The organism is Bacillus aerolatus, assembly GCF_009183655.1.
Lineage (GTDB): Bacteria > Bacillota > Bacilli > Bacillales > Domibacillaceae > Pseudobacillus > Pseudobacillus aerolatus.
In genome coordinates, this window is record NZ_WEIO01000004.1 from 295,141 (window position 1) to 317,456 (window position 22,316).

The following is a 22,316-nucleotide window of genomic DNA, read 5'->3' on the forward strand; positions in this document are numbered from 1 at the left end:
CGCTTATCACAGCAGTAATATTAATAAGAAAGGTGGTTTAGAGATGGCTGAAGATTTTCAATTTAATTCTGAGATTGCAGCTCATTATGAAGCAGGCATTCGTCAATCGTTGCCTACATATGATCAACTGTTTAAGGTAATTCAATCTTTTTTGCGCGCAAAGTTAAAGGATGATGCTTCAATCCTCGTCATCGGTGCTGGCGGCGGGAAAGAGCTTTCCGTGTGGGCACCGGCTAATCCGAAGTGGACATTGACTGGCGTGGATCCGTCGGAAGACATGCTGAACGCTGCCAAGCAAAAAGTGCGTTTGTTAAATGTAGAAGAACAAGTACAATTCATTCAAGGAACTGTCAGTGAGCTCACGGAAACGGCAGAGTTTGACGCGGCAACTTGCCTGCTCGTCCTCCACTTCATTCACGATCAACAAGAAAAAACAGAACTGTTAAAAACAGCTGCCAAGCACTTGAAGCCGAATGCTCCGTTCGTGCTCGTCACAATGTACGGGGATCCTGGAGAAGACGAGTTCAAGGAAAGAATGAACCTCTGGAAAAGCTTCTGGCTGGACGCCGGCACTTCCCCGGCTGAAGTGGACGAGATGGCCAACAGCATCATGAACCTTTCTCTTCTGTCAGAAGAGAAAATCAAAGAGCTGCTGGCTGACGCGGGATTCATGCGAATTACCCGCTTTTTCGAAACCGCCATTTTTGGCGGGTGGATTTGTTACATGTAAGGCAAATAGTTCCGTTCAGAGGTTTAAATAAAGAGGACTTCGACTTTTAAGAAGTCCCCTTTCCCTCTTCTTGTCTCATATGGCGTGATGAAAGCTTATACAAATAAATAACAATAAATAGATACAATAAACCGCCACAGGCCCCGGCCACAATATCAGTAAGATAATGCACACCAAGATAAACCCTGCTTATTGCAATTAATACCACAATCGTAATCGTTACAGTTAACCATACTAGCCGATGCTTCTGTCCAACTTTCAAAATATGTATAAACAAGTAAAACAAAAAGCCAAAAAAAGCCGTAGAATTCATCGCATGTCCACTCGGAAAACTGTAGCTGCCAGCTTCAATAATTGAATTAAATGAAGGGCGCTCCCTTTCAAATGCTTGTTTTAGCAAGTAATTAACTCCCCTGACTCCCAAAAATGCCAGTAGGAAAAAGAAGATTTCCAGATAACGCTTTTTCATCAATAAAAAGGCTGAAACGATAACAGCTAAAGGGCGTAAGACTTTTATCGATCCAATTTCAGTAAACAAGAAAAAGAAATCATTTAAAAATTCTGTTCGAATCCCCTCAAAAAACAGAATTATTTTCACATCATATCTTACTAATAATGGCTGTTTAAAAGTGAACGCCAATCCAATAAGCAATATTAAACTAATGACCACTGAAGCCCTCTTCAGCTTCCCATCGCTTTCGTTAGTTGCCATACATAAGCAACCCCCTTCTAGGTAATTAGCCGAATGTTTTACTGGCTGACAAAATACATTAACATTGTGTTTCAAAATATATAAGTTTATTCACACGTTGAGGCAAGCTTATTTTACAAAGGTGATAAAGAAAATCAAAAGAAGCTCTAATTAGAGCTTCTTTTGATTTACATTGGCTCATAGCCGGGCACCTATCAGTCTCTAAATTTAAAATGTTTTTTCTGTTTGCAAGACAAATAAACACCTTCCATTATAGGCAATTAATTGGAGTAGTTGTCATTTGCTTGCTCCTTTGAGGTGATGTTGAAAAAATTCTCCGGGAGAGTTGAAAATTGAATATTAGTCTAATTATTTTATATTTTTTCTCTAAGACCTAAACGTTCTCTCTTTATTATATAAAAAAACTCTCGGCAGATGACGCTTATGATCAAGCCCGTTGAATCAGCTTTTCTAGTTCACCGCAAAATCTTTATGTAACATTGGTTGTATAGGGAAATGCGAGTGCGATTTTGAGTTCTTTACTCTATACTAATCTATAAGCTTTTTTGCTGGAATTATTAGAATGGTTATAAGGGTGTGGTTAAAATAGTGATGGCGATTGTGTTATTTTTATTTGCAGGATTAGCTGAGATCGGCGGCGGTTATCTTATATGGCTCTGGCTAAGGGAAGGAAAGCCGATATACTTGGGGGTGTTCGGCGGCATAGCTTTGGCTTTATACGGCGTTATTGCTGCATTTCAGTCCTTTCCTTCATTCGGGAGAGTATATGCCGCTTATGGAGGAGTATTTATTGTCCTGGCGGTTATATGGGGATGGCTCGTTGATAAGAAAACACCAGATGTATACGATTGGATCGGGGCATTTATTTGTTTGCTCGGTGTTTCTGTGATCCTTTGGGCTCCTCGGCACTAACTTTCTATAACGAATAAAGGGCAGCCTAAAGGTCAGTTATTCACTGGTTTTAGGCTGCCCTTTTCTTAATTGGTGCTACAGACTTGTTATTGGAGTTTATGCACAGCTATTATGGCTTTCTGCACAGGAATCAACGACTTGTGCACCGGTCGCCGGGCGTTGTGCACGAGTTCCATGAGTTTCTGCACGCCCACATCTGATTTATGCACGAGAACCTTCAAAATATGCACGGCCTTTACAAAGCATATGGACTTTGTCTCCCGCTCAGCACTTGCACAATATTGAGCGCGGCTTTTTCCCTCACTTCGACCATCGCTTCTTCGGAATACCAGGCGCTATGCGGCGTAAGGATGACGTTGTCCATTTTTAACAGCGGGTTGTCCGGGCTGACGGGTTCGAATTCTGTCACGTCAAGCGCGGCACCGGCGATTGTTCCATTGGCGAGCGCTTCGATTAATGCGGCTTCTTTCACGACTGGACCGCGCGCGGTGTTAATGATGACGGCCGTCGGCTTCATTTGCTTGAGCCGCTCTTCGTTGATTAAATGGTGTGTCTGTTCATTGAGCGGCACATGAATGGAAAGGAAATCCGCCACGCGAATAAGCTCATCCAGCTCCATTTTTTCTGCGCCGGCTTTCGCCATGTCTGCAGCTGAGACAAACGGATCGTACACTGCGATTTTCGCTCCGAGCGGCTTTACTTTTTCCACGAAACGGCGCGGAATCCGCCCGAATCCGAGGACGCCAATCGTCTGCTGATCAAAGCGGTGGATCGGCACGCTCGATTTAAAGTCCCATTTTCCTCTTTTTACTTCTTCGTTTAGCAGCGGAATTTTCCGCGTCCAGGCGAGCAGCAGTGCGAGCGCGTGGTTAGATACTTCTTCCATGCCATAGTCCGGGACATTCGCGACGACGATTCCTTTTTCAGCCGCCGCTGCGATATCGATATTATTCACACCAACACCGTACTTGGAAATGACTTGGCACTTCTCAAGCGATTCAATCACCTGCCGGCTGATAGGCGCGTATTGGTTAATAATCGCATCGGCGTCTTTCGCGTGTGCGATCACTTCTTCTTCCGTCCAGCACTGCGCTTTCAAAAATTGAATGTCCAGGCCGGATTCTTTCAATACCTTTTCTTCATATATTAAATTTTCAAATTCATAATCTGTCAGCAGCACTTTAAATGTCATTGCTCACTTCTCCTTTCACACTTTTCAGAAAATGATTTAAAAGAAAAGAGACCCGCTTTGGAGTCTGTTTTCTTTGATGTATTTTGGCAAAAACCAAGGAGTGGCAGGCTCCCCTATCCGTCCGATGAAAACATGTAATGACGCTCGTTAAAGGTCATTGAAAAGACGAGACTGATGGCGAACATGTTCCCCATGAGCGAACTTCCCCCGTAGCTGATGAACGGGAGCGGAATGCCGGTGATTGGCAGAAGCCCGATGGTCATGCCGATATTTTGAAACGCATGGAACGTAATCATAGCAATAACGCCGGCACACATATACGTGTAGTAAGGTATTTTCGTGCTTAAAGCGAGTTTCGTAATGTGATAGATCAGCAGGAAGAATAAACTGACGACGATGCTGGCGCCAATAAAGCCATATTCTTCCCCGATGATGCTGAAAATAAAGTCAGTGTGGCTTTCCGGCAAGTACACTTCACGGTAGCCGAACCCTTTCCCCATCGTCTGGCCGGAGCCGATAGCGAGCAGCGATCTTGTGAGATGGAAACCAGTTGAGCTTTCATAATTGTACGGATCGAGCCAGGAGTAAATTCGGCCAAACTGGTACTGCTTAACGCCAAGATATTTTTCAAGGATGAGTGGATGCCAAAGAACCATATAAAAAATGCCGATGATGAGCACTGTAGCAGAGCCGAATAACGGCATCAAAATTTTCCACGTGATGCCGGAAACGAAAATCATGCCGAGCAAGATCGACAAAAACACGAGCGATGTACCAAGGTCCGGCTGTTGCATAACGAGCAGGAGCGGCAGTGCCGTCACAAGCCCAAGCTTAATCATCAGCCACAAATCTGATTGAATCGTTTTCACCGGATTTTTCTGATGGTGGACGATCATTACACGAGCAAGCGTTAAAATTAAAAACACTTTTATAAATTCCGAAGGCTGCAACGACAGGCCAGGAAGTTGATACCAGCTTTTCGCTCCGTTAATGACCGGAGCGATGCTTGATGGCGCTACGATTAAAAAGGCAAGAAGCAAAATGCCGAGCCCGTACAAATACCAGGACACGCCCATCAGCTGGTCGGAGTCAAACCGGACTACCACCGCAATGATCGCAATTCCGATTATGTAAAAAAAGATTTGCTTCACCACAAAATTATCACTATACTGCCCAGTAGTCTGGGCGCTGTAAATCGCAATGCAGCTTGTAATAAACATCATTAACAATATGAGTATCAATCCGTAATCAATACGGCTGGAGTTTTGTTTTGGAGACGTCATAAAACGATTCCTCTTTCTGATAAAATTACACTTCTTACATTATACCGTTAATGTGACATTTCACAATAGTATAAGGTCTGACATCAAGAAGAAAAAAAGTTCAAAACCCGAGATACCCATTACGTCAAATAGTCAAATCTTTTTTTATTCTCTAAGCCATTAATCCCAATAATTAAACACTACTTCCCCAACCGTGCGCGGCTGCCAGTGTAAAATTTGGCCCATTTCAGCGCTGTTTAAGTCATGGTCGTGAAGGAGAGATAATTCCGGATGACTTTTTATTTTTAACAATTGATTCAGCTCTTTCGTCTCACAGATGTAAAACCCTTTGAACATTCCGCTTAAGGCCGGCTCATCATAAAATGTAATTTGCCTAAATTCTACCGAGGCCGCAAAAGCGATCAATGGATAATGAGCGTTCATTAAAACGTGAATGCGCTTTACGCCATTGTCGAGAACAGCTTCGAAAAAGTTAGTGTTAAGCTGCGGTTTATGAAAAGCGATGATTTCAGCTTCAATGCTCCGGGCCGCTTCAAAGCACATTTGCTTAAACAGCTTACCCGCATTGCGCGGCGGCGGATTTTCTCCGCTGTTATAAAAGCCCGTTATTCCATACGATAAATGCATGTAACCGCTCCTTCCGCTTGCAATTAGTCACCCCATTATTATAAAAAAACCAGAAACGAATTACTCCTAATTAATGAAAGCTTAATCAGATTGAAATGTTTCATTTGTCTCTAGCCGCCCAAAGTACTAAACTAAAGACGAAATCACAACTGAAGGAGACTGAAAATATGGAAAGAGTAAACAGCACAGACCAATTTCAACAATTAATTTCACAGGAAAAACCAGTCATCATGAAATTCACGGCGGGCTGGTGCCCTGACTGCCGCCGTATGGATATGTTTATCGGCGATATTATTACTGAATACAGCCAATACGACTGGTTTGAAATCGACCGCGACGAATTCCCGGAACTCGCTGAAAAGTACGATGTAATGGGCATTCCGAGCCTGCTTATTTTCCAAAAAGGCGAAAAGCAAGCCCATCTCCACAGTGCCAACGCTAAATCACCTGAACAAGTAGTAGAATTTTTACAATCCGTCTAATGAAAAACGCCCAGGCGCTTTTAAGCCCGGGCGTTTTTTTGTTCTATATGACGGTTTGATTTTAAATTGGGAGCGGCCGACTGTAAATCTGCCGGCGCTGACTACAAACAGATGAATTCAACCGGCTAATTCAGTAATTACCACTCTGCTTCAGTAAATAGCTACTTTAATTTAGCAATCCCCAATCACCGCGTTACTAATAGAGTCTAAACTTCACACCTCTTCCTCTACTAGCTGAATGTTATACTTTTTCACTCTTCTCATAAGCAGCGACTGAGTTACACCTAAATACTTGGCAGCTTTTCTCGTTGACTTCTTTTTTTCGAGTGCTTCCAAAATCATGTTTTTTTCCATTTCTTCAAGCAGATCGGGCATTGTCGTATGATTTAATGAAGCTGTCACAGCCTTAGGGTCTCTGTATTGTTGAATCATTTTTTGTGGAAGATCTTTTTCTTCAATTAGTTTCTCTGATAAAATGACAAGACGTTCAATTAAGTTTTCCAACTCTCTTACGTTTCCCGGCCATATATATTGATGAAAAGCCTTTACCACTTTATCTGAAAAGCTTTTGTTCATTCGATATTTTTCATTGAAAATATCTAAAAAGTATCGAGCCATTTCTTCAATATCATCTATGCTTTCCCTCAGAGGCGGCAGCTTGACTGTTAAAACGTTCAGCCGATAAAACAAATCAGAACGAAACGTCCCCTCAGCCGCCATATCCTCCAAATTGCGATTCGTTGCTGTAATGATTCGGACATCGGCATACTTATATTCCCTCGCCCCGATCGGCAAATACTTTTTTGATTGCAAAAAATGCAGTAATTTCGTTTGTAAGTGTAATGGCAGTTCTCCTATTTCATCTAGAAAAAGAGTCCCTTGTTCCGCCGCTTGAATTAAGCCTGCTTTTCCTTGAGAAGCCGCTCCCGTGAATGAACCTCTTTCATAGCCAAACAATTCAGATTCCAATAACGCTTCCGGCAGTGAAGCACAATTAATCTGCACAAAAGGCTTGCTTTTTCTTTTGCTTAACAAATGAATTTTTTCAGCCGTTACACTTTTTCCTGTTCCAGTTTCACCGGTAATTAATGCTGTCGTATCAACAGCAGCAATTTTTTTGATAATTTCTCCAGCAGCAACACGGTTACGGCTTTTTCCTGATAATATGAGAGCTACTGAGTCTCCTATTTTCGGATTAATTTTTGTCAGCTTTCTAATTTCTGCGCTGTATTTTTCCAGTAGCTCTTCTGTTTCCTTCAATTTGGATGTGTTTTTCACCGCTTCTGTAATGTCGCGGCAGTGGGCGACAGACACGATTACTTTGCCTTCTTTATCCTTCACTAAATGACCGGTCGCAATATATTTTCTTCCTTCATCCATTACTTGCACCGTGCTCACATTTTTCCCTGCTTCCAGCGCCATCCGCGAAACAGATGGGTTAAACACTCCTTCTCTTTCAAGGTCCCTCACATTTCTTCCAATCATTTGCTTTCTCGGCAGACGGCACATCGCTTCACTGGCTGAATTCATCCATAATGTCGTTCCTTCATGGTCAACAATATAGATGGCATCTTTAATGGATTCTAAAATATCAGTAAAAAGTTCAGGCTTTTTTTTCGTTAATTGTAATAGTTTCTCCATATTTGCCCCTTCCCTGCTAAAAATCGAATCTATTCCGATTCGTTTTTTTGATTTACTGAGGAAATTAATCTATTTAAGTGAATTGTTTTCGATTCGTTTGAATTGATTTTAAAAGAATCATAATCAATATTCAGAAACTTTTCAATAATATATTTATTTTTCGCTAAAATTTAGTTGTTTTTGTCCTCGTTGCGCTCTTTCTGCTGGCACGGATCTTGCTTTATAAAAACGTAGGAGGTGCTATTTCAATGAATAATATCATAGCAGCGGCCGTTCAAATGGATCCGAAAATTGGTGAAATAGACAAGAATATTGAAAGCGTTTTACATTTTGCAAAAGAAGCCGCACAACAAAATGCGAAACTAATCGCTTTTCCCGAATGCGCATTAACCGGTCTCGGAGCTGACTCAATGGAAGAAACGAAAGAGATTGCATTGCCGAGAAACGGGGACTGGACGAATCAATTTAATCAGCTGACGGAAATTCACGATATTTATATAGCTGTCGGGCTTCTAGAAATAGTAAATGAACAAGTGTTTAACTCGCTTTACTTATTCGGTGAAGGAAAGGTTTTGCAAATATACAGCAAAGCTCATTTAACTAATCTAGGAGCGGACCGTTTTGTTGAAAAAGGCGACACCCCTTTCGTTCCCGCAAAAACAAAGCTCGGAAAGCTTGGTTTATTAATTTGCTATGACAGCCGTTTCCCTGAACAATCACGAGTTTTGAGTTTGCAAGGTGCCCAAGTTTTACTTCACAGCACGAACTTGCCAATGACAGCAAACGATCATGTTGATTTGCTTTTGCCAACAAGAGCGAATGAAAACAGAGTGTATGTCATCTCAGCCGGCCGGGTTGGAGTAGAGAAAGGCTTCCGCTTTTTAGGAAGAAGCACGATTTATGATTTAGACGGTTCCATCATAGCCCAGGCAGATGGCCAGACTGAGACGATTATTTACGCAACGATCGACTTAGAAGCGGCAACAGAAAAAGACGTCGTGTTTCCTCCGACGCCTGAAAAACCTTATAAACAAGTCAACTCCTTATTTACTTCCAGAAGACCGGATCTATACGGGGAAATTATTAAAACTGATGATAAGAAGGTGATACTCAATGAAACAGCAAATGTACAAAATTAATACAGACCGTCTTATTTCCTCTATTCAAACGAGCGCAAAGTATGGCACATTGCCAAATGGAGGGCTGTGCCGACTGACATTAAGTGATGAAGATCAACAAATAAGAGATCTATTTATGATTTGGATGAAGGAGTGTGGCCTTGAAGTTCGCATAGATGACTTTGGAAATATGTACGGACGCCGGGAAGGGAAAAATCGTGATGCTTCCCCGGTCGTCATCGGCTCACATCTCGACACCCAGCCAAAAGGCGGTAAATACGATGGAGTGTTAGGAGTAATGGCGGCTCTAGAAGTTGTCCGCACACTCAATGACGACAACGTATTGACAGAAAGACCCATTGAAATTGTGAACTTCACAAATGAAGAAGGAGCAAGATTTGAGCCGGCCATGCTCGGTTCAGGGGCTCTTGCCCATGCTTTTCCAGTAGAATTTGTCATGAATATGAAAGATAAGGACGGTAAAATATTCAGCGAAGAATTGGAAAAAACCGGATACAACGGATCGACAGAAAATCGCTTAAAGGATTTGTACTGTTTTCTTGAACTGCATATTGAACAAGGTCCTGTACTCGAAGATAGCGGCACTTCTGTCGGCGCAGTCATCGGTATCCAAGGAATTAGCTGTCTAGAAGTCACGGTTAATGGCCGAACAAGCCATGCCGGTACGACACCAATGAACAACAGAAAAGATGCCCTGTTGTTAGCTGCAAAAATGATTCAAGAAACTTATAAAACAGCTGAAACTGTTCCCGGACTATTAGTCACTGTCGGCCGGATTCAAGCATCGCCTAATGTGACCAACTCACTTGCCGATCAAACTGTCTTTTCTATTGATATTCGTCACCCCGAAGATGCCGTCCGAGAACGGTATACGAATGAAATAAAAGAGAAACTAAGTACCACTGCATTGATCGAAAAAATGGAAATGCACATTAAGGACATCGTCGAAATGAAAGCGGAGATTTTCTCTAAAGATATTATTGGAGAAATTGAAGCAGCGGCTGAAAAACACGGCTATTCATCATTAAGGTTAATAAGCGGTGCCGGCCACGATGCGAAATATATGAATAAAATGGCGCCGACCGGCATGATTTTTATTCCAAGCGTTGGCGGCATCAGCCATTGCGAAGAGGAATTTAGCGAAGATGCGGATATTGAAAAAGGCGCACAAGTACTATTGGAACTTGTATTAACTTTTGCCAATAAAGAAAAAGAGCTAAATAGATAAATATTTTAAAACTTTCATAAGAGGTGAATACAATGGAAAAAATAATTGATGCTGTTATGAATAGAGTTTTTGATGAAGTAGATGCTTCGTGGGAAGAAGAAGTACAATTTTTGCAAAAGCTCGGCCAATTCCCTTCCACACTTGGCAATGAAGGACCTGTACAGCACTTTATCGCCGGTTTTTTAGAAAAAGAATTGAACTTAACTGTTTCAAAAATTATCCCTGATATAGAAAAGCTATCCTCTCATCCTGGATATTCCAAACCCGAATGGTCATATGAAAACCGGCCAGTAGTGATCGGGGAATATCGCGCAAACGGAGAGCAGAAAGGAAAAAGTGTTATTTTTCAAGGGCATATCGATGTCGTCAGCCCGGAACCCGCTTCGACATGGAACTATGACCCGTGGGGAGCAACGATTGTCGGCAATAAAATGTACGGCCGCGGGATAGCCGATATGAAATCAGGAGTCGCCGCGATGATATTCGCCCTTAAAGCGGTTCGCGCAGCAGGTATTGAGCTTTCATCGAATGTCATTATCAAAACAGTGACAGAAGAAGAATGTACAGGAAACGGCGCACTCGCGGCGATTGAGGAAGGCTTTAAAGCGGATGCCGCACTGATCCCTGAACCGTTAGGACAACAAGGATTAACTGCTCAAGTTGGCGTTATCTGGGTCCGGATTAAAGTAAAAGGATTAGGCGCTCATACAGAAAGAGCGGATCAAGCAGTGAACGCTATTGTTAAAAGCTATAAAATGGTCGAAGCCCTGTTAGATTATGAAAAAGAATTAAACAGCCGGCCAAAACATGAAGCTTTCTCCAATCATCCGCATCCGTACAACATTAATATTGGAAAAATCCATTCCGGAGATTGGCCTTCTACTGTCCCTTCCGAGTGTACGATTGAAGCGAGGGTCGGTTTTTCACCAGGCATTAATCCACAAGATATTAAGAATGAATTACATGCTTATTTGTTAAAAGCATCCGAAAAGGACGAGTGGCTGAATGAAAACCCGCCGGAAATCACGTTTTACGGATTTCACGCTGAGGGATTTGCCATTGATCAAAATCAAGAACTATTCGAGACATTAGGAAAAGCTCACGAATTGATAGAAAAAGAGCCATTGACATTTAGTTCTTTTACCGGTACGACTGATGCAAGATTTTATAACCTTTATTACGATATCCCATCCACTTGCTATGGACCTACCGGATCAAACCTTCATGGACCGAACGAGTGGATCGACTTAGACAGCGTGAAAAGAGTGACAAAAACATATGCCGCCTTTTTACTTGAATGGTGTAAATACAAAGAATAAATAACGTTCCACATTTTACATTTATCATTTCGAAAGGAGTGAAATGCAATGAATATTGGTGCACTATTATTATTTTCAAATGCCATCTTAACAACTTTATTATCCGCAGGAATTGTTATATGGATTTTAAGAAAAGAATACTTGCCAACCATTAAAAGGTTAGAAAAAGAAGAGGAATTGAACGCTAATAAGAATGTAAGCAATAGAATAAAAAAGGGGAGTTAGCAAATGGAGAAACTCGTATTCTTTATAGTAGTGGCTATCTACATTATTGCGGGTGTTGCCGTTACTAGGTATGTAAAAAACAAAGATGATTTTTATGTTATGAGTGAAAAAGGATCGACTATTTTAATTGTTGGAACATTAGCAGCCACCTATTTAAGTGCAGTTACTTTATTAGGCATTGGCGGTATGATTTATAATGAAGGGCCTGTCCCACATGCGGCATTCGGCTCGTTCGGTGCATGGTTAGGCACACTTTTTGCCGTTATTTATGTAGGTAGAAAAATGAAATCCTTAGGCTGTCAGACAATCCCCGATTTTTTTGAAAAGCGCTTTAATAATAAATGGGTGACTATCATTGCCGTTTCCATTATGATTATCGCCTTGCTAGGTTATGGGGTTGTTCAATTAATCGGCGCCGGAGTTGTGCTAGCAGAAATTTTGGACATTCCGTTTCCAATTTTAATATTATTATTTACAGGTGCACTTTTAATCTTTAGCGCACTCGGCGGTATGTTTGGCGTAGTTGTTACAGACACTCTTATGTTCTTTACAATGCTGGCCATTTCTTTAATTATTGCTCCATTAATTATTGGTCAAGCTGGATTAGATCAAATTAAAAACTTAGGAGAAGTGATACCGAATTATTGGGGAGTCACAGGAGCCGCTGAAAGGCCAATGGGCTGGGTTATTTCCCAATTCTTAATGTGGATTTTATTTTTCGGCTGTACACCTGCTTTAGTATCTCGTGTATTCCCAGCCAAAAATGATTTTGTCCTTTTGAAAACAGCCGTCATTGGTATTTTCTGCGCTCCATTAATGCAAATATTTATTTTCTTAGCCGCTGCTGCTATGCAAGTGCTTCAGCCTGGCATTGATCCAGCCGATCGGATGTTTATTGTCGGTTTAATGGACTACACTCCTTCTGCTTTAGCAGGTGTGGGATTAGCAGGACTCATGGCTTCCATCATGTCAACGGCTTCTACGCTCTTTGTATTAACCGGTTTCGCTCTGGCAAAGGATTTATTTGAAAATGTTTTGCATAAAGATATAGATGAAAAGAAAGGGCTTATTTTAGGCCGCTTAGCTCAAGTCGTTATTGCCGTTGTCGTCTGTATTATTGCTATTATGCAGCCTTCGTCAATCTTTTGGATTTCCGTCTATGCCGGTTCTATCTTCGCAGTCTCATGGATGCCGACGATCATCGCAAGCTTTGAATGGAAAAGAATGAATAGTAAAGCTGCAATTGCCAGCATGTTATCGGGGGTATTCAGCTTTATTGTTCTTGGAGAGTTAAATAGAAATGAAATCATTCACTTATCACCAAACTTTGATCATTTCTATCTTTCATTTATTATTTCAATTTTGGCGCTCTTATTAACAGGTTTTCTTACAAAACCAAATGAACACGAACAATTCTATTATCACCAAATAAAAACTTCGAAGCTTTCAACTTCCACCATTCAATCCATTTTAAAGAAGAAAAATGGATTGGCAGAATTAAAAAGCGAGTATAGAAAAACCTTTGTCTACGCCGTCTCCTTCGTTGTTATTTCTGTTGTACTTTGGGGTTACTTTATTGTAAATATGGCTTTTTAATCATTTGAATACTGAATGACCCCTATCCCCTGCCAGCCAACTTTTATCCGGAAAGTTGGCTGGCAGTTTTTTTATTGGACGATCGCAGTCCGACTGGAAATTCACCTTTACTGAACCTTCACTTTCCCCACCTCTTCCTCTGTTTGTTCCTCTTTACCGAGGTGCATGAGTTCACTTGCCACTATGCCGGCAGCTCCTCCAGCTGCGTAAGCAAATGCCCATAGTTCGCCGGCGAGAAAAAAGAGGGTGACTGACAGAAGGACATAGACAGGCCAGGCGTACCAGAGAGACATAAATAAGTCATCTTCTCTTTTTTCAAGCCAAGGAATGCCTTTGTAGAGGACAAAGCGGTAAACGGCTGAGATATAGAGGTAAAAGCAGACAGTGCCTGTGAGCGCCACCGCTGCGAGCGTCCAGCTGATGTAGAAGATTGTTAGAAAAGAAGCGAGAAACCATGTGCCTAAAACAACAAGAATATAAGGATTTGTAATAAATTCTCTGATCTTCATTGTGCCACACCCCTTTTTACATTGTATGCAAAAAGAGCTGGGCAAAGACGAATGATTCCATTAATGCGCACAAAAAAGATACAACATTTTTCTTTGCTGTATAAATAATCGCCGGAAACTTCCGATATGAAAAGAAACAGCGCTTTTTTAAAAGAGCCGTGAGACCTTGTCTATGCAAGAGGCAAGGATGGAGGAGTAGGGATATGAAATTTTTCAGAACAAGATCAAAGAAAACGGCTGAAGTTGAAACTGCTGCGGCCATTACAGCTGCCGGTCGGCTATCTGTACGTCCGGGAAGCGATCTTGCTGACCAGCTGGACATGATCGGCTTGACCGAGCGGGATCTAATGATCGTCAAATTGCTGCAGCCTGTGGTGGAGCAGCACATCAATGAAATTATTACAGCGTTTTATGATGCGATCATCAATCAGCCGAATTTACTTGCGATTATTGAAGAAAACAGCAGCGTCGAACGGCTGAAAAAAACATTAAGACGTCATATTCAAGAATTATTCAACGGGGAAATTAATGATGAATTTATCGAAAAGCGCCTCCGGATTGCTTATGTGCATGTGCGCATCGGCTTGAAAACGAAGTGGTATATGTCTGCTTTTCAGGAGCTGTTCAATTCCCTTACGACAATTATTTCTGAACAGGACAAAACGGCGGATGAAAAAATTGAATCGATTACCGCTGTATCCAGGCTGTTAAATCTTGAGCAGCAGCTCGTCCTTGAAGCATATGAAAACGAAGAAGAACGCCTCCGTACTGTCGCTCAGCAAGAGAAAGAAGCGATGGCTGGAAAAGTGCATTCCATTTCACAAGAGCTTGCAGCCATTTCTGAGGAAACGAGCGCTTCTTTGAAAGAGCTCAGCTTACAGTCTGACTCAATTTTAGAGCTCGCCAAAGACGGTATGGCGCTTGCGGATGAATCGGCAAGCCACTCTTTGCAGGGGCAAAAAATGTTGAAAGATCAAGGGAGTAAACTCGGTGATATTCAAAAAGCAGTAGCAGATATTCAGACTTTTTCAACAGAATTAAACCATATCGCATTAAGCATTACAGAAGTCATTACGATCGTGGGAAACATCGCCGGTCAGACGAACTTGCTGGCATTGAACGCTTCCATTGAAGCGGCGCGGGCCGGTGAATACGGCAAAGGCTTCGCCGTTGTGGCGGAAGAAATCCGCAAACTGTCTGATCAGACAAAAACATCCACATCCAGCGTTTCCGATCATATTATGAAGACGAATTCCTTAATCGGCCAAGTGAGCCATTCTGTTGATAAAGTGAATGACTTAGTTTCCAAAGGCATTGACAGCATGGATAAAACGGATGAAGATTTCAATGAACTGCTTAAACTAATTGCGGACACGAAAAAACAAAATCACCGCATTGAAGACCAAATGCAGCAACTCACTCAAATTGTCAGCGAAATTGAACACGCATCCGAAGAAGTAGCAAATTCCGCGGTTTCCTTAAACGATTCTACAGAAGACTATTTACGTTACGACCACTAAAAAAAGCCTGTCCGCGGTACCGGTTTCTATCAAAAGAAACCGTGTGCGCCGGATAGGCTTTTTCTTTGTTTTAGCTCTGCGATGAATCTGATTTTTTCTTTAAGAAGTTCAATTATATTAGTTAATTCAGTTGCCTGTTTTTGCACTTCCGGGTATGCATTCTGCATCATTAGAAGAAGTTGCTGCTGATTCTGTGTCATGCCCGCTTGAATCAGCAATCGTCTTTCTCTTTTATTTCCACCCAGTCATGCGCCCACTTCTCAATTTCCTTCACAATCGGCTCAAGCGCCTTTCCCTTTTCTGTCAGTTCATATTCTACACGCACAGGCATTTCCGCGTATACTTTCCGCGTAGCCAGACCTTCTTCTTCCATTTCCTTTAACCGCTCCGTCAACAATTTGCCGCTGATCGGCAGACCCGCTTTTATTTGGGAAAACCGCTGCGGCCCTGATAACAGCTGATTAATAATTAATCCTGTCCAACGTTTTCCGAGCATCTGCATCCCCTTTTCAAATTTGGGGCAAAGCTGAAATTCACTCATCGCCTTCACCTCTTTATTTGCCTATTATATATCTTTTTTCCTAAAAAAGAAATCTCGCAACTTTTTTAAACAAAGTTACTTGACACTTGTTTGCGATTATTTTATATTAGGTTACGAAAGGTAACAAAAAGATCAATCTAGTCTCCATATTTATTCGGATAACAGACTTGATTGAAACACATACTGCCTATAGCGGTGGACAAAATATGAATAAGAAAGCAGGTAACTATCATGACAAAAGATTTTTACTCCGCAGTAAAAGAAAGACGTTCTATTTATGCGATCAGCAAAGAAAAACCCGTATCCGATGAGCGCATTCAAGAAGTAGTTGAGTTCGCGGTGAACCATGCTCCCTCTGCTTTTAATTCACAATCCTCAAGAGCGGTTGTGCTATTAGGCGAACAGCACGATAAATTGTGGAATTTAACGAAAGAAACGTTGCGTGAAATCGTGCCGGCTGAAAACTTCGGTCCGACTGAAGAAAAAATGGAAATGTTCAAAGCCGGAGCTGGTACCGTTCTCTTCTTTGAAGATGAAAATGTCATTAAAGGACTTCAAGAGCAGTTTCCATTATACAGCGATAAATTCCCGGAATTCTCCTTACAATCAGGCGGAATGCTGCAATTCGTTGTCTGGACAGCACTTGAGCAAGAAGGCTTCGGAGCCACTCTTCAGCATTACAATCCGCTGATTGATGAAAAAGTGCGCAGCGAATGGAATGTGCCCGAAAGCTGGACGCTCTTAGCGCAAATGCCATTCGGTACACCGGTTGCTCCTGCTGGCGACAAAGAATTCCAGCCAATTAATGAACGCGTCAAAGTATTTAACTGAAACTCCCACCGCTAAAGCAGCGGGGCTCTTGAGCGACTAACTTGCCTCTTCTGCACTCTCCCGTCCATCCAAGGTGCAGGCAGGGTACAACATATAGATACTGCAAAGCGTTTGCTCAAGACTTCGACAGCCAAACACCGCAGAGATGCTTACCGGCTGTTTCGGCTCGTTTCGAAACCGGAAAATCATTTAAAAACCAAAGCTGGGAATGGGTGTACACGCAGTTGTTTGAATTCGTTCGATTTCTCTGTCGTGCAGCTGTTTAAATAATGAATAGTCCGCTATACAGGCTGGCCGATCGATTTGGTCTAGTGTATCCGTCACATGCTTGATGAGAAAAGCAGAATAAAGGTCACGCTGAATACGCTCTCCTTCTATCACATTCCAGCGGTCAGAAAGCTTCTTTTTGATCAATTGGCCGGTTTCATGGTTATACTGGCTTGCCTTTACTTTGGCAGTGTGAATATATTGCACTTCCAGGCTGATAGCTTTCAATTTCAGTTCAAGGATCGACACAAACAGCGCGGGGGCCTTCCGGGCGAGTGAGCGGCCAAACCGTTTCTTGCTCTTGAAGCGTCCGCTGCTGTTTTTTGCTGTTTCTTTGGCCCGTTTTTGAAGCGCCCTGAAAGACATCGTTTCAATAAAAAATTGGTCGCCCTGCTCGATCAGTTCATTGGCCAGCCGGCAGTGATCCTGTCTGCGCCGGCTGGCATTCACACGGCTGAGTTCACGGTAGCGTATTTTTAGCTGATGATACCTTTTAGAGAAGACCCATTTCTCCCTCGTTTTCTTGATCGTACCGTCGCTATTATACTTCCCCGGATTCATCGCTCTTCTGCTTCTGTCCATGGCCCGCTGAACGAGCTGAATGTCTTTTTGAACATTGATCACCGACGGAGCCAATTCAAGCAGCGAAGCCTTGGCGTTCGATACAATGGCGATCGTCTGCGTGCCGATATCGATACCGATTTTCCCTTTGCCCGGCCGTCCTTTTTGTCCATTTCGGTTGTATTTGACCGGTGGTGTGCCCTCTAATACCAATTGCACATAATATCGGATCTGTCCCTTTATCCACCGGCGGAGAAGACGGCAGTATTTTACGCGGTCCTTCAGCGCCAGATGCGCATAGGCATCCCCTTCTTTCAGCCTGACCGTCATAGAAAGGCCAAGCCAGTGTACCATGCCTTCTTTATAGCGGATGCCGGCTGTATTTTGCTTCCCTTCCACCGAGTGCATCTCGCCAAAACGTTTGAAGGATATTTTTTTCGCTTTTCCAAACTGTACTTTTCGAACCGCATCAAACGCGCGGGTAGCGAGTTTTTGGGCTGCCTGCGAATCGATCAGATGCTTGAATGTTCGCTGCATAGGTTTCACAAAATCGTGAAGAGCATATTCTTCAAACTTAAACCGCTGATTTAATGAGTGAAAGGCGGCCGCACGGGCTTTTCGTTCTGCTGGTGTAGAGGCTGGCAGCTTACGTGCTCTTTGGCAGGCTTTTGACTCCCGCATGACACGAAGCCGTTTTTCTGCTTCTCTCAAACAGGCATTATATAGGCGGCGGGCCGTTTCAAATCGTTTCTCCAGATGGTGGAGCTGATTCTGTTCCACCTTTAGCGGCAAAGTTAATACATAGCTTGGGGTTGATCGTTTAACTGCCATACCCTCCACATCCTTTTTTACGATCATTTAAAGAAATTTGATAAAAATACGATCATATGTTCTTGTTCTGATTGTATAATGCCCCGAATAAAAAAGAAAGAATATTCAACCATTTTAAAAAAGGAACGAACGAGATGGCCGACTCGTTTGAACCGGATGAATCGGCTAAAATTCTGTAATCAAAAACGACCGGCCAACATTTGGCCGGTCAGTTTTCATTCACTTTTTACGCTTGCCGTCGCTTCTTCATCAACAATCACGGTAACATTCGGGTGCGTCGTTAAAATCGAAGCCGGGAAGTTTTCGTTTGCTTCTTCTTTCAGCAGCTGCGCCACTGCCTCCGCTTTCGATTTTCCGGAAGCGAGCAGCACAATTTCTTTAGCGCGCATAATCGTTTGAATGCCCATCGTGAGCGCTTGAGTCGGCACTTCGTCCAAACTTGAAAAATAACGAGCGTTAGCTTCTCTCGTCGACTCATCTAGCGTTACGACATGTGTATGCGAATCGAAAGGTGTTCCTGGTTCATTAAAACCGATATGACCGTTGCCGCCGATGCCAAGCACTTGCAAGTCCACATTGCCTGCTTCCTTAATTAACTGCTCGTATTGGATGCATTCCGCGTCCAAGTCTTCTTTTTCCCCGTCCGGCAAATGAACGTTTTCTTTTGGCACATCGATATGATCAAATAAATGTTCTCTCATATACGCATAGTAGCTGTTCGGGTCCGCTTGCGACAGGCCGGCGTATTCATCCAAGTTAAACGTCGTTACATTTTTATAGCTTGTACCTGCTGAGCGGTGGTCTTCCACTAACCGTTTATACATGCCTTCCGGCGTGCCTCCCGTCGCCAGACCAAGCACGATGTCAGGGTTCGCTTTCACTTTTTCCAGCACAAGCCGGGCAGCTGTTTCGCTTAATTCATTGTAATCTTTTACTTTTATAAGTTTCATTATTTTATACTCCTTTAATTCACAGTATCCATGCTAAAACAAACGAATGATCTTTCCTTCGTTTTATTTATTTTTATCACATTCTAGGAGATTACGCCATTTTAAAGCCAAGTATTTTTCATTTTATGTAAACAGGTCATTGGCATTTATGCACGGATTTTCTGGCTTTGCGCACAGGAATCGTTGAATTGTGCACAGCAAACAGACTTATGCACCAATCACCAGGCTCTATGCACGAGTTGTACGATTTTCTGCGCGCCCAAGCCCTGTTTATGCGCGGGGGCAGCTGGAATATGCTCGTTGCCCAACGCTAAAATAAAAGTTGCGCAAAATAGACTTTTGAGACACCCCCCTGTCCATTAAGATCCATAAATCATGATGTCCACTTTCCCATTTTCCGCAGTAACTTCTGTCCGGCCGCCGACTGGAAGTGTCGCAATCGGATCGGTGTGTCCGAAGCTCACGTTGGCGATCACTGGAATTCCGGCTAGCTCCGGCTTGTTTTTCAACAAGGAAACGAGCGCAGATTCAGTGATGTCCGACTCTTTCTGGAAACGGCCGATCAGGATGGCTTTTAGCTCTTTTGCGTCCGGCAAGTGAAGAACAGACTGTAAATTGCGGTCAAATGTCATCAAGTGTGTTTCATTATCGTCTTCGATAAACAGCATCGCATCTTTTAAAGAAGGCATAAATTCCGTCCCTTGCAGCAAATTCATCGTGCACAAATTGCCGCCGATAAGCCGGCCTTTCGCTTTCCCTTCTGTCACAACGACCGGACCCGCGTTCGGATAATACGTACGGTCTTCCTGATCCAAATACCATTTATCGTCACTCCACGTCTCTGGCGGCTCGAGTTCAAACGGCGCATCATTCGTTAAGGCGGCAAGCATGCCTTGTACAGTGTAATCGGCCATTTTTCTCATGCCGAACGTGGAAAAGTGCGGACCAGAATACGTAATCAAGCCCGTTTTTTGATAAATCGCCAGCTGCAGCGCAGTAATGTCGCTGTAGCCGATCAATATTTTCGGGTTGTTTTTAATTAACTCATAATCAATATGGGCAAGGAGCTGGTTCGCATTGTAGCCGCCGATCGCCGTGAAGATCGCTTTCACATTTGGATCGCGAAACGCTTCATGCAAATCTTCTATTCTATTTTCAATAGACGTGGAAAACACGAGGTCATGCTCGTGAACGTGGCGTCCGAACGTCACGCGTAATCCAAATCCTTCCAAGCGCTCCCTCGCAATCTCCACTTGCTCTCCTTTGACAATCGCCATACTCATTGATGGGGCAATCACACGGATTTCGTCCCCTGGCTGTAAACGTGGTGGCTGCATTATTTTTCCTCCTCATCATTTATACTGTGATTTTTTTCTTTTAGCATACTACACGAGAAGAGTCAATGTTGAAAAAAAATAAAAAAGACGGCACAATGGCCGCCTGTTACCTGCTATGTACGTTTTCTTTGTACATTTCCTGCATTCTCTCTTTAATTATGTGCATAACCTGTTCAACTTTACTGTCATCCCGGTGTGCTTCTTCAAAAGCTTCTTGCATGAGCAACAATAACTGTTTTTGTCCTTGCACGTTCATTTGGTTACCTCGGTTATCAAATATATTGCTTTCTTTTTAAAGCAGATTTATCATACTACAAAATTATTAAACTTCCAAGAAAAAAGGCAGACTTCTTCCTTTTCTGTCACATTTGTTCCTGTTATTGGACAAGCGGCTTCCGCAGACATCGGCTTTGTTGCTGTTGTTCATCATTTCAAACGCTTTGTTCACGGCTCCGCGCGGTTGTTCATTATTTCAAGCGTGTTGTTCACGATTCCGCGCGGTTCTTCACGACTCTGCGGCGTTGTTCATCATTTTAAACGCGTTAAACGCGTTCTTCACGATTCCACGACGTTGTTCATCATTTTAGCGGATTTGTTCATGCTTACCTTATGTTAAGAACAATACTTAGCTTTTCGCTTATCGTTTCACAAACATTTGTGTGTAGTACGTGCCGTATTCGCCGCCTTTAGCGATACCGATGCCGATTTCTGTGTAGTTCGGATTTAAGATGTTGGCGCGGTGGCCGGGGCTGTTCATCCAGCCTTTCATGACGGCTTCTGCTGTGCTGTAGCCGGCGGCGATATTTTCACCGGCAAATGTGTAAGCGACGCCAAATTGATCCATCATTTTAAATGGGCTGCCGTATGTTGGCGAGTTATGGTCGAAATAATTATTTTTCATCATGTCTTCTGATTTTAACTGCGCGACTTTTTCAACGTCAGCGGCAAACTTCAGTGGAGCGGCCCCTGTTTTCGCCCGTTCCTGGTTAACGAGGTTTAAAATTTGCTTCTCCATCTCAAAGTGAGTGTCCGCTGCCGGCTCTTTCGTTTGCTTCAGAGCTGTCACTTCTTCAACCTGATCGTTCGGCTGCTTGTCATTAAGAGCATTGTTAATAAAAACAGCGAGCTGCCCTCTCGTTACTTGTCCATCCGGTGAAAATGTCGTGGGTGACGTACCGCTTGTGATACCCGCTGCTGCGAGCGCATCTATATATTTTGCTGCCCAGTGGCTGTCAGGTACATCTGTAAAATCCGGCCCTTTTGCTTCCGGCAAGCTGAACGCCGTTACCATGATTTTTGCCAGTTCCGCTCTCGTCAGCGTACGATTTGGATGAAAATGATCCGCTTTTGAAAACACGCCTCGTTCCGTTAACGCAGCAATATACGGATAGGCAGCTGTTCCAAGCGGTGAAATATCCTGGAAGGCTGGGGCTTTCGCCTGATTTGTATTCACGTTTAAAGCGCGCCCAATAAAAATAGCGCTCTGTGCCCGCGTAACAGTTGCTCCTGCTCTAAATGTCCCATCTTCAAATCCGGTAATAATTCCCCGGTCGGCCATTTTTGCAATTTGTGGATATGCCCAATACTCACTGGAAATGTCACGGAAAGTACCCGCTGCATCCGCAGGAGATGCCCAGATACTTCCTGAAAGAATTAATGCAGCCGCTGCCGAACTCATTTTTTTTGAAAGTTTCATAGCTTTCCACCTTTTCTAAATAAGTTATTACTTCTGACCTGCACAATTATACCAGTTCTCTGAATGAGCCTCATCGCCTGATTGACCTATTACGTATATAAGAAAAACTTTCTATAAAATTACTTTTCTCTTACAGAAAAAAAATAAACATATAATTGATCAAATGAATTTTTTATTTGACGTTTTA

General features: G+C 42.8%; 24 protein-coding genes and 1 pseudogene. 12 read left to right on the forward strand and 13 right to left on the reverse strand.

Annotated elements, in window-relative coordinates; all coding sequences use genetic code 11:
• The first annotated feature begins 43 nt into the window (after positions 1-43).
• Complete coding sequence (locus tag F9802_RS09250; RefSeq protein ID WP_152151186.1) at positions 44-730, forward strand: class I SAM-dependent methyltransferase; 687 nt, start codon at positions 44-46, stop codon at positions 728-730.
• 46 nt (positions 731-776) lie between these two features.
• Here the strand turns inward: F9802_RS09250 and F9802_RS09255 are convergent, their stop codons facing one another.
• Positions 777-1,442: a phosphatase PAP2 family protein gene (locus F9802_RS09255; RefSeq protein ID WP_152151188.1), complete on the reverse strand. Its 666-nt coding sequence runs from the start codon at positions 1,440-1,442 to the stop codon at positions 777-779.
• A gap of 591 nt (positions 1,443-2,033) precedes the next feature.
• Here F9802_RS09255 and F9802_RS09260 point away from each other — a divergent pair.
• Positions 2,034-2,354 (forward strand): YnfA family protein, encoded by a 321-nt coding sequence (locus F9802_RS09260; RefSeq protein ID WP_404799159.1) that lies wholly within the window; start codon positions 2,034-2,036, stop codon positions 2,352-2,354.
• Between the two features lie 235 nt (positions 2,355-2,589).
• Here F9802_RS09260 and F9802_RS09265 read toward each other — a convergent pair whose 3' ends face one another.
• The 3 genes from F9802_RS09265 to F9802_RS09275 form a co-directional block, all read right to left on the reverse strand.
• Positions 2,590-3,546: a C-terminal binding protein gene (locus F9802_RS09265; RefSeq protein WP_152151191.1), complete on the reverse strand. Its 957-nt coding sequence runs from the start codon at positions 3,544-3,546 to the stop codon at positions 2,590-2,592.
• Positions 3,547-3,659: 113 nt separating this feature from the next.
• Complete coding sequence (locus tag F9802_RS09270; protein ID WP_152151192.1) at positions 3,660-4,829, reverse strand: FtsW/RodA/SpoVE family cell cycle protein; 1,170 nt, start codon at positions 4,827-4,829, stop codon at positions 3,660-3,662.
• A gap of 159 nt (positions 4,830-4,988) precedes the next feature.
• Positions 4,989-5,456: a hypothetical protein gene (locus F9802_RS09275; RefSeq protein WP_152151194.1), complete on the reverse strand. Its 468-nt coding sequence runs from the start codon at positions 5,454-5,456 to the stop codon at positions 4,989-4,991.
• A gap of 95 nt (positions 5,457-5,551) precedes the next feature.
• On the opposite strand from F9802_RS09275, the gene F9802_RS09280 reads away from it, so the two are divergent.
• The gene (locus tag F9802_RS09280; RefSeq protein WP_404799155.1) at positions 5,552-5,938 is read left to right on the forward strand and encodes a thioredoxin family protein; all 387 of its coding nucleotides are present in this window, start codon (positions 5,552-5,554) and stop codon (positions 5,936-5,938) included.
• Positions 5,939-6,151: 213 nt separating this feature from the next.
• Here F9802_RS09280 and F9802_RS09285 read toward each other — a convergent pair whose 3' ends face one another.
• On the reverse strand, positions 6,152-7,579 hold the full coding sequence (locus tag F9802_RS09285; RefSeq protein ID WP_152151198.1) for a sigma-54 interaction domain-containing protein: 1,428 nt from the start codon (positions 7,577-7,579) through the stop codon (positions 6,152-6,154).
• A gap of 248 nt (positions 7,580-7,827) precedes the next feature.
• Here F9802_RS09285 and F9802_RS09290 point away from each other — a divergent pair, with 248 nt between their 5' ends.
• Genes F9802_RS09290 through F9802_RS09305 form a run of 5 tightly spaced genes read left to right on the forward strand, consistent with a single transcriptional unit; the run spans position 7,828 to position 13,086 of the window.
• Positions 7,828-8,718 (forward strand): carbon-nitrogen hydrolase family protein, encoded by an 891-nt coding sequence (locus F9802_RS09290; protein WP_152151200.1) that lies wholly within the window; start codon positions 7,828-7,830, stop codon positions 8,716-8,718.
• Positions 8,693-9,946 (forward strand): M20 family metallo-hydrolase, encoded by a 1,254-nt coding sequence (locus F9802_RS09295; RefSeq protein WP_152151202.1) that lies wholly within the window; start codon positions 8,693-8,695, stop codon positions 9,944-9,946. Before F9802_RS09290 ends, F9802_RS09295 begins: the two co-directional genes overlap by 26 nt.
• A 32-nt stretch (positions 9,947-9,978) precedes the next feature.
• Entirely contained in the window at positions 9,979-11,265 is a 1,287-nt protein-coding gene (locus F9802_RS09300; RefSeq protein ID WP_152151204.1) for an ArgE/DapE family deacylase, read from the forward strand.
• 48 nt (positions 11,266-11,313) lie between these two features.
• A complete protein-coding gene (locus tag F9802_RS19615) occupies positions 11,314-11,490 on the forward strand; it encodes a hypothetical protein (RefSeq protein WP_191991835.1) in 177 nt (58 codons plus the stop codon).
• A gap of 3 nt (positions 11,491-11,493) precedes the next feature.
• Positions 11,494-13,086, forward strand: a complete 1,593-nt coding sequence (locus tag F9802_RS09305) for a sodium:solute symporter family protein (RefSeq protein WP_152151206.1) — start codon at positions 11,494-11,496, stop codon at positions 13,084-13,086.
• 107 nt (positions 13,087-13,193) lie between these two features.
• Here F9802_RS09305 and F9802_RS09310 read toward each other — a convergent pair whose 3' ends face one another.
• Entirely contained in the window at positions 13,194-13,595 is a 402-nt protein-coding gene (locus F9802_RS09310; RefSeq protein WP_152151208.1) for a hypothetical protein, read from the reverse strand.
• Between the two features lie 203 nt (positions 13,596-13,798).
• Here F9802_RS09310 and F9802_RS20235 point away from each other — a divergent pair.
• Positions 13,799-14,341, forward strand: a pseudogene (locus F9802_RS20235) (protoglobin family protein); the annotation flags it as partial.
• Positions 14,342-14,557: 216 nt separating this feature from the next.
• Positions 14,558-15,115 (forward strand): methyl-accepting chemotaxis protein, encoded by a 558-nt coding sequence (locus F9802_RS20240; protein ID WP_404799160.1) that lies wholly within the window; start codon positions 14,558-14,560, stop codon positions 15,113-15,115.
• Positions 15,116-15,144: 29 nt separating this feature from the next.
• Here F9802_RS20240 and F9802_RS09320 read toward each other — a convergent pair whose 3' ends face one another.
• A complete protein-coding gene (locus F9802_RS09320; RefSeq protein ID WP_152151212.1) occupies positions 15,145-15,333 on the reverse strand; it encodes a hypothetical protein in 189 nt (62 codons plus the stop codon).
• Positions 15,327-15,656, reverse strand: coding sequence for a winged helix-turn-helix transcriptional regulator (locus F9802_RS09325; protein WP_152151214.1), 330 nt, complete (start codon positions 15,654-15,656; stop codon positions 15,327-15,329). Before F9802_RS09325 ends, F9802_RS09320 begins: the two co-directional genes overlap by 7 nt.
• A 231-nt stretch (positions 15,657-15,887) precedes the next feature.
• Here F9802_RS09325 and F9802_RS09330 point away from each other — a divergent pair, with 231 nt between their 5' ends.
• A complete protein-coding gene (locus F9802_RS09330) occupies positions 15,888-16,487 on the forward strand; it encodes a nitroreductase family protein (protein ID WP_152151220.1) in 600 nt (199 codons plus the stop codon).
• 189 nt (positions 16,488-16,676) lie between these two features.
• Here the strand turns inward: F9802_RS09330 and F9802_RS09335 are convergent, their stop codons facing one another.
• The 4 genes from F9802_RS09335 to F9802_RS19620 all read right to left on the reverse strand — a co-directional run bounded on the left by F9802_RS09335 (position 16,677) and on the right by F9802_RS19620 (position 20,689).
• A complete protein-coding gene (locus F9802_RS09335) occupies positions 16,677-18,146 on the reverse strand; it encodes a transposase (protein ID WP_152151223.1) in 1,470 nt (489 codons plus the stop codon).
• A gap of 215 nt (positions 18,147-18,361) precedes the next feature.
• Complete coding sequence (gene nagB / locus F9802_RS09340) at positions 18,362-19,096, reverse strand: glucosamine-6-phosphate deaminase (protein ID WP_152151225.1); 735 nt, start codon at positions 19,094-19,096, stop codon at positions 18,362-18,364.
• Positions 19,097-19,455: 359 nt separating this feature from the next.
• Positions 19,456-20,433 (reverse strand): S66 family peptidase, encoded by a 978-nt coding sequence (locus F9802_RS09345; protein ID WP_152151227.1) that lies wholly within the window; start codon positions 20,431-20,433, stop codon positions 19,456-19,458.
• A 106-nt stretch (positions 20,434-20,539) separates the two neighbouring features.
• Positions 20,540-20,689: a hypothetical protein gene (locus F9802_RS19620; protein ID WP_191991836.1), complete on the reverse strand. Its 150-nt coding sequence runs from the start codon at positions 20,687-20,689 to the stop codon at positions 20,540-20,542.
• Between F9802_RS19620 and F9802_RS09350 the strand changes: the two genes are divergently transcribed.
• Positions 20,690-21,049 (forward strand): hypothetical protein, encoded by a 360-nt coding sequence (locus F9802_RS09350; protein WP_152151229.1) that lies wholly within the window; start codon positions 20,690-20,692, stop codon positions 21,047-21,049.
• 21 nt (positions 21,050-21,070) lie between these two features.
• Here F9802_RS09350 and F9802_RS09355 read toward each other — a convergent pair whose 3' ends face one another.
• The gene (locus F9802_RS09355; RefSeq protein ID WP_152151231.1) at positions 21,071-22,129 is read right to left on the reverse strand and encodes an S-layer homology domain-containing protein; all 1,059 of its coding nucleotides are present in this window, start codon (positions 22,127-22,129) and stop codon (positions 21,071-21,073) included.
• Positions 22,130-22,316: the final 187 nt, after the last annotated feature.

What these genes read in the sequence shown, in the direction of transcription:
- F9802_RS19620 (WP_191991836.1), bottom strand. Translation starts at nt 20,689, where the DNA reads ATGAACGTGCAAGGACAAAAACAGTTATTGTTGCTCATGCAAGAAGCT.
- F9802_RS09325 (WP_152151214.1), bottom strand. Translation starts at nt 15,656, where the DNA reads ATGAGTGAATTTCAGCTTTGCCCCAAATTTGAAAAGGGGATGCAGATG.
- F9802_RS09260 (WP_404799159.1), top strand. Translation starts at nt 2,034, where the DNA reads ATGGCGATTGTGTTATTTTTATTTGCAGGATTAGCTGAGATCGGCGGC.
- F9802_RS09300 (WP_152151204.1), top strand. Translation starts at nt 9,979, where the DNA reads ATGGAAAAAATAATTGATGCTGTTATGAATAGAGTTTTTGATGAAGTA.
- F9802_RS09310 (WP_152151208.1), bottom strand. Translation starts at nt 13,595, where the DNA reads ATGAAGATCAGAGAATTTATTACAAATCCTTATATTCTTGTTGTTTTA.
- F9802_RS09345 (WP_152151227.1), bottom strand. Translation starts at nt 20,433, where the DNA reads ATGCAGCCACCACGTTTACAGCCAGGGGACGAAATCCGTGTGATTGCC.
- F9802_RS09250 (WP_152151186.1), top strand. Translation starts at nt 44, where the DNA reads ATGGCTGAAGATTTTCAATTTAATTCTGAGATTGCAGCTCATTATGAA.
- F9802_RS20240 (WP_404799160.1), top strand. Translation starts at nt 14,558, where the DNA reads ATGTTGAAAGATCAAGGGAGTAAACTCGGTGATATTCAAAAAGCAGTA.
- F9802_RS09255 (WP_152151188.1), bottom strand. Translation starts at nt 1,442, where the DNA reads ATGGCAACTAACGAAAGCGATGGGAAGCTGAAGAGGGCTTCAGTGGTC.
- F9802_RS09355 (WP_152151231.1), bottom strand. Translation starts at nt 22,129, where the DNA reads ATGAAACTTTCAAAAAAAATGAGTTCGGCAGCGGCTGCATTAATTCTT.
- F9802_RS19615 (WP_191991835.1), top strand. Translation starts at nt 11,314, where the DNA reads ATGAATATTGGTGCACTATTATTATTTTCAAATGCCATCTTAACAACT.
- F9802_RS09265 (WP_152151191.1), bottom strand. Translation starts at nt 3,546, where the DNA reads ATGACATTTAAAGTGCTGCTGACAGATTATGAATTTGAAAATTTAATA.
- F9802_RS09275 (WP_152151194.1), bottom strand. Translation starts at nt 5,456, where the DNA reads ATGCATTTATCGTATGGAATAACGGGCTTTTATAACAGCGGAGAAAAT.
- F9802_RS09335 (WP_152151223.1), bottom strand. Translation starts at nt 18,146, where the DNA reads ATGGCAGTTAAACGATCAACCCCAAGCTATGTATTAACTTTGCCGCTA.
- nagB (WP_152151225.1), bottom strand. Translation starts at nt 19,096, where the DNA reads ATGAAACTTATAAAAGTAAAAGATTACAATGAATTAAGCGAAACAGCT.
- F9802_RS09270 (WP_152151192.1), bottom strand. Translation starts at nt 4,829, where the DNA reads ATGACGTCTCCAAAACAAAACTCCAGCCGTATTGATTACGGATTGATA.
- F9802_RS09305 (WP_152151206.1), top strand. Translation starts at nt 11,494, where the DNA reads ATGGAGAAACTCGTATTCTTTATAGTAGTGGCTATCTACATTATTGCG.
- F9802_RS09280 (WP_404799155.1), top strand. Translation starts at nt 5,552, where the DNA reads ATGTTTCATTTGTCTCTAGCCGCCCAAAGTACTAAACTAAAGACGAAA.
- F9802_RS09285 (WP_152151198.1), bottom strand. Translation starts at nt 7,579, where the DNA reads ATGGAGAAACTATTACAATTAACGAAAAAAAAGCCTGAACTTTTTACT.
- F9802_RS09330 (WP_152151220.1), top strand. Translation starts at nt 15,888, where the DNA reads ATGACAAAAGATTTTTACTCCGCAGTAAAAGAAAGACGTTCTATTTAT.
- F9802_RS09290 (WP_152151200.1), top strand. Translation starts at nt 7,828, where the DNA reads ATGAATAATATCATAGCAGCGGCCGTTCAAATGGATCCGAAAATTGGT.
- F9802_RS09295 (WP_152151202.1), top strand. Translation starts at nt 8,693, where the DNA reads ATGAAACAGCAAATGTACAAAATTAATACAGACCGTCTTATTTCCTCT.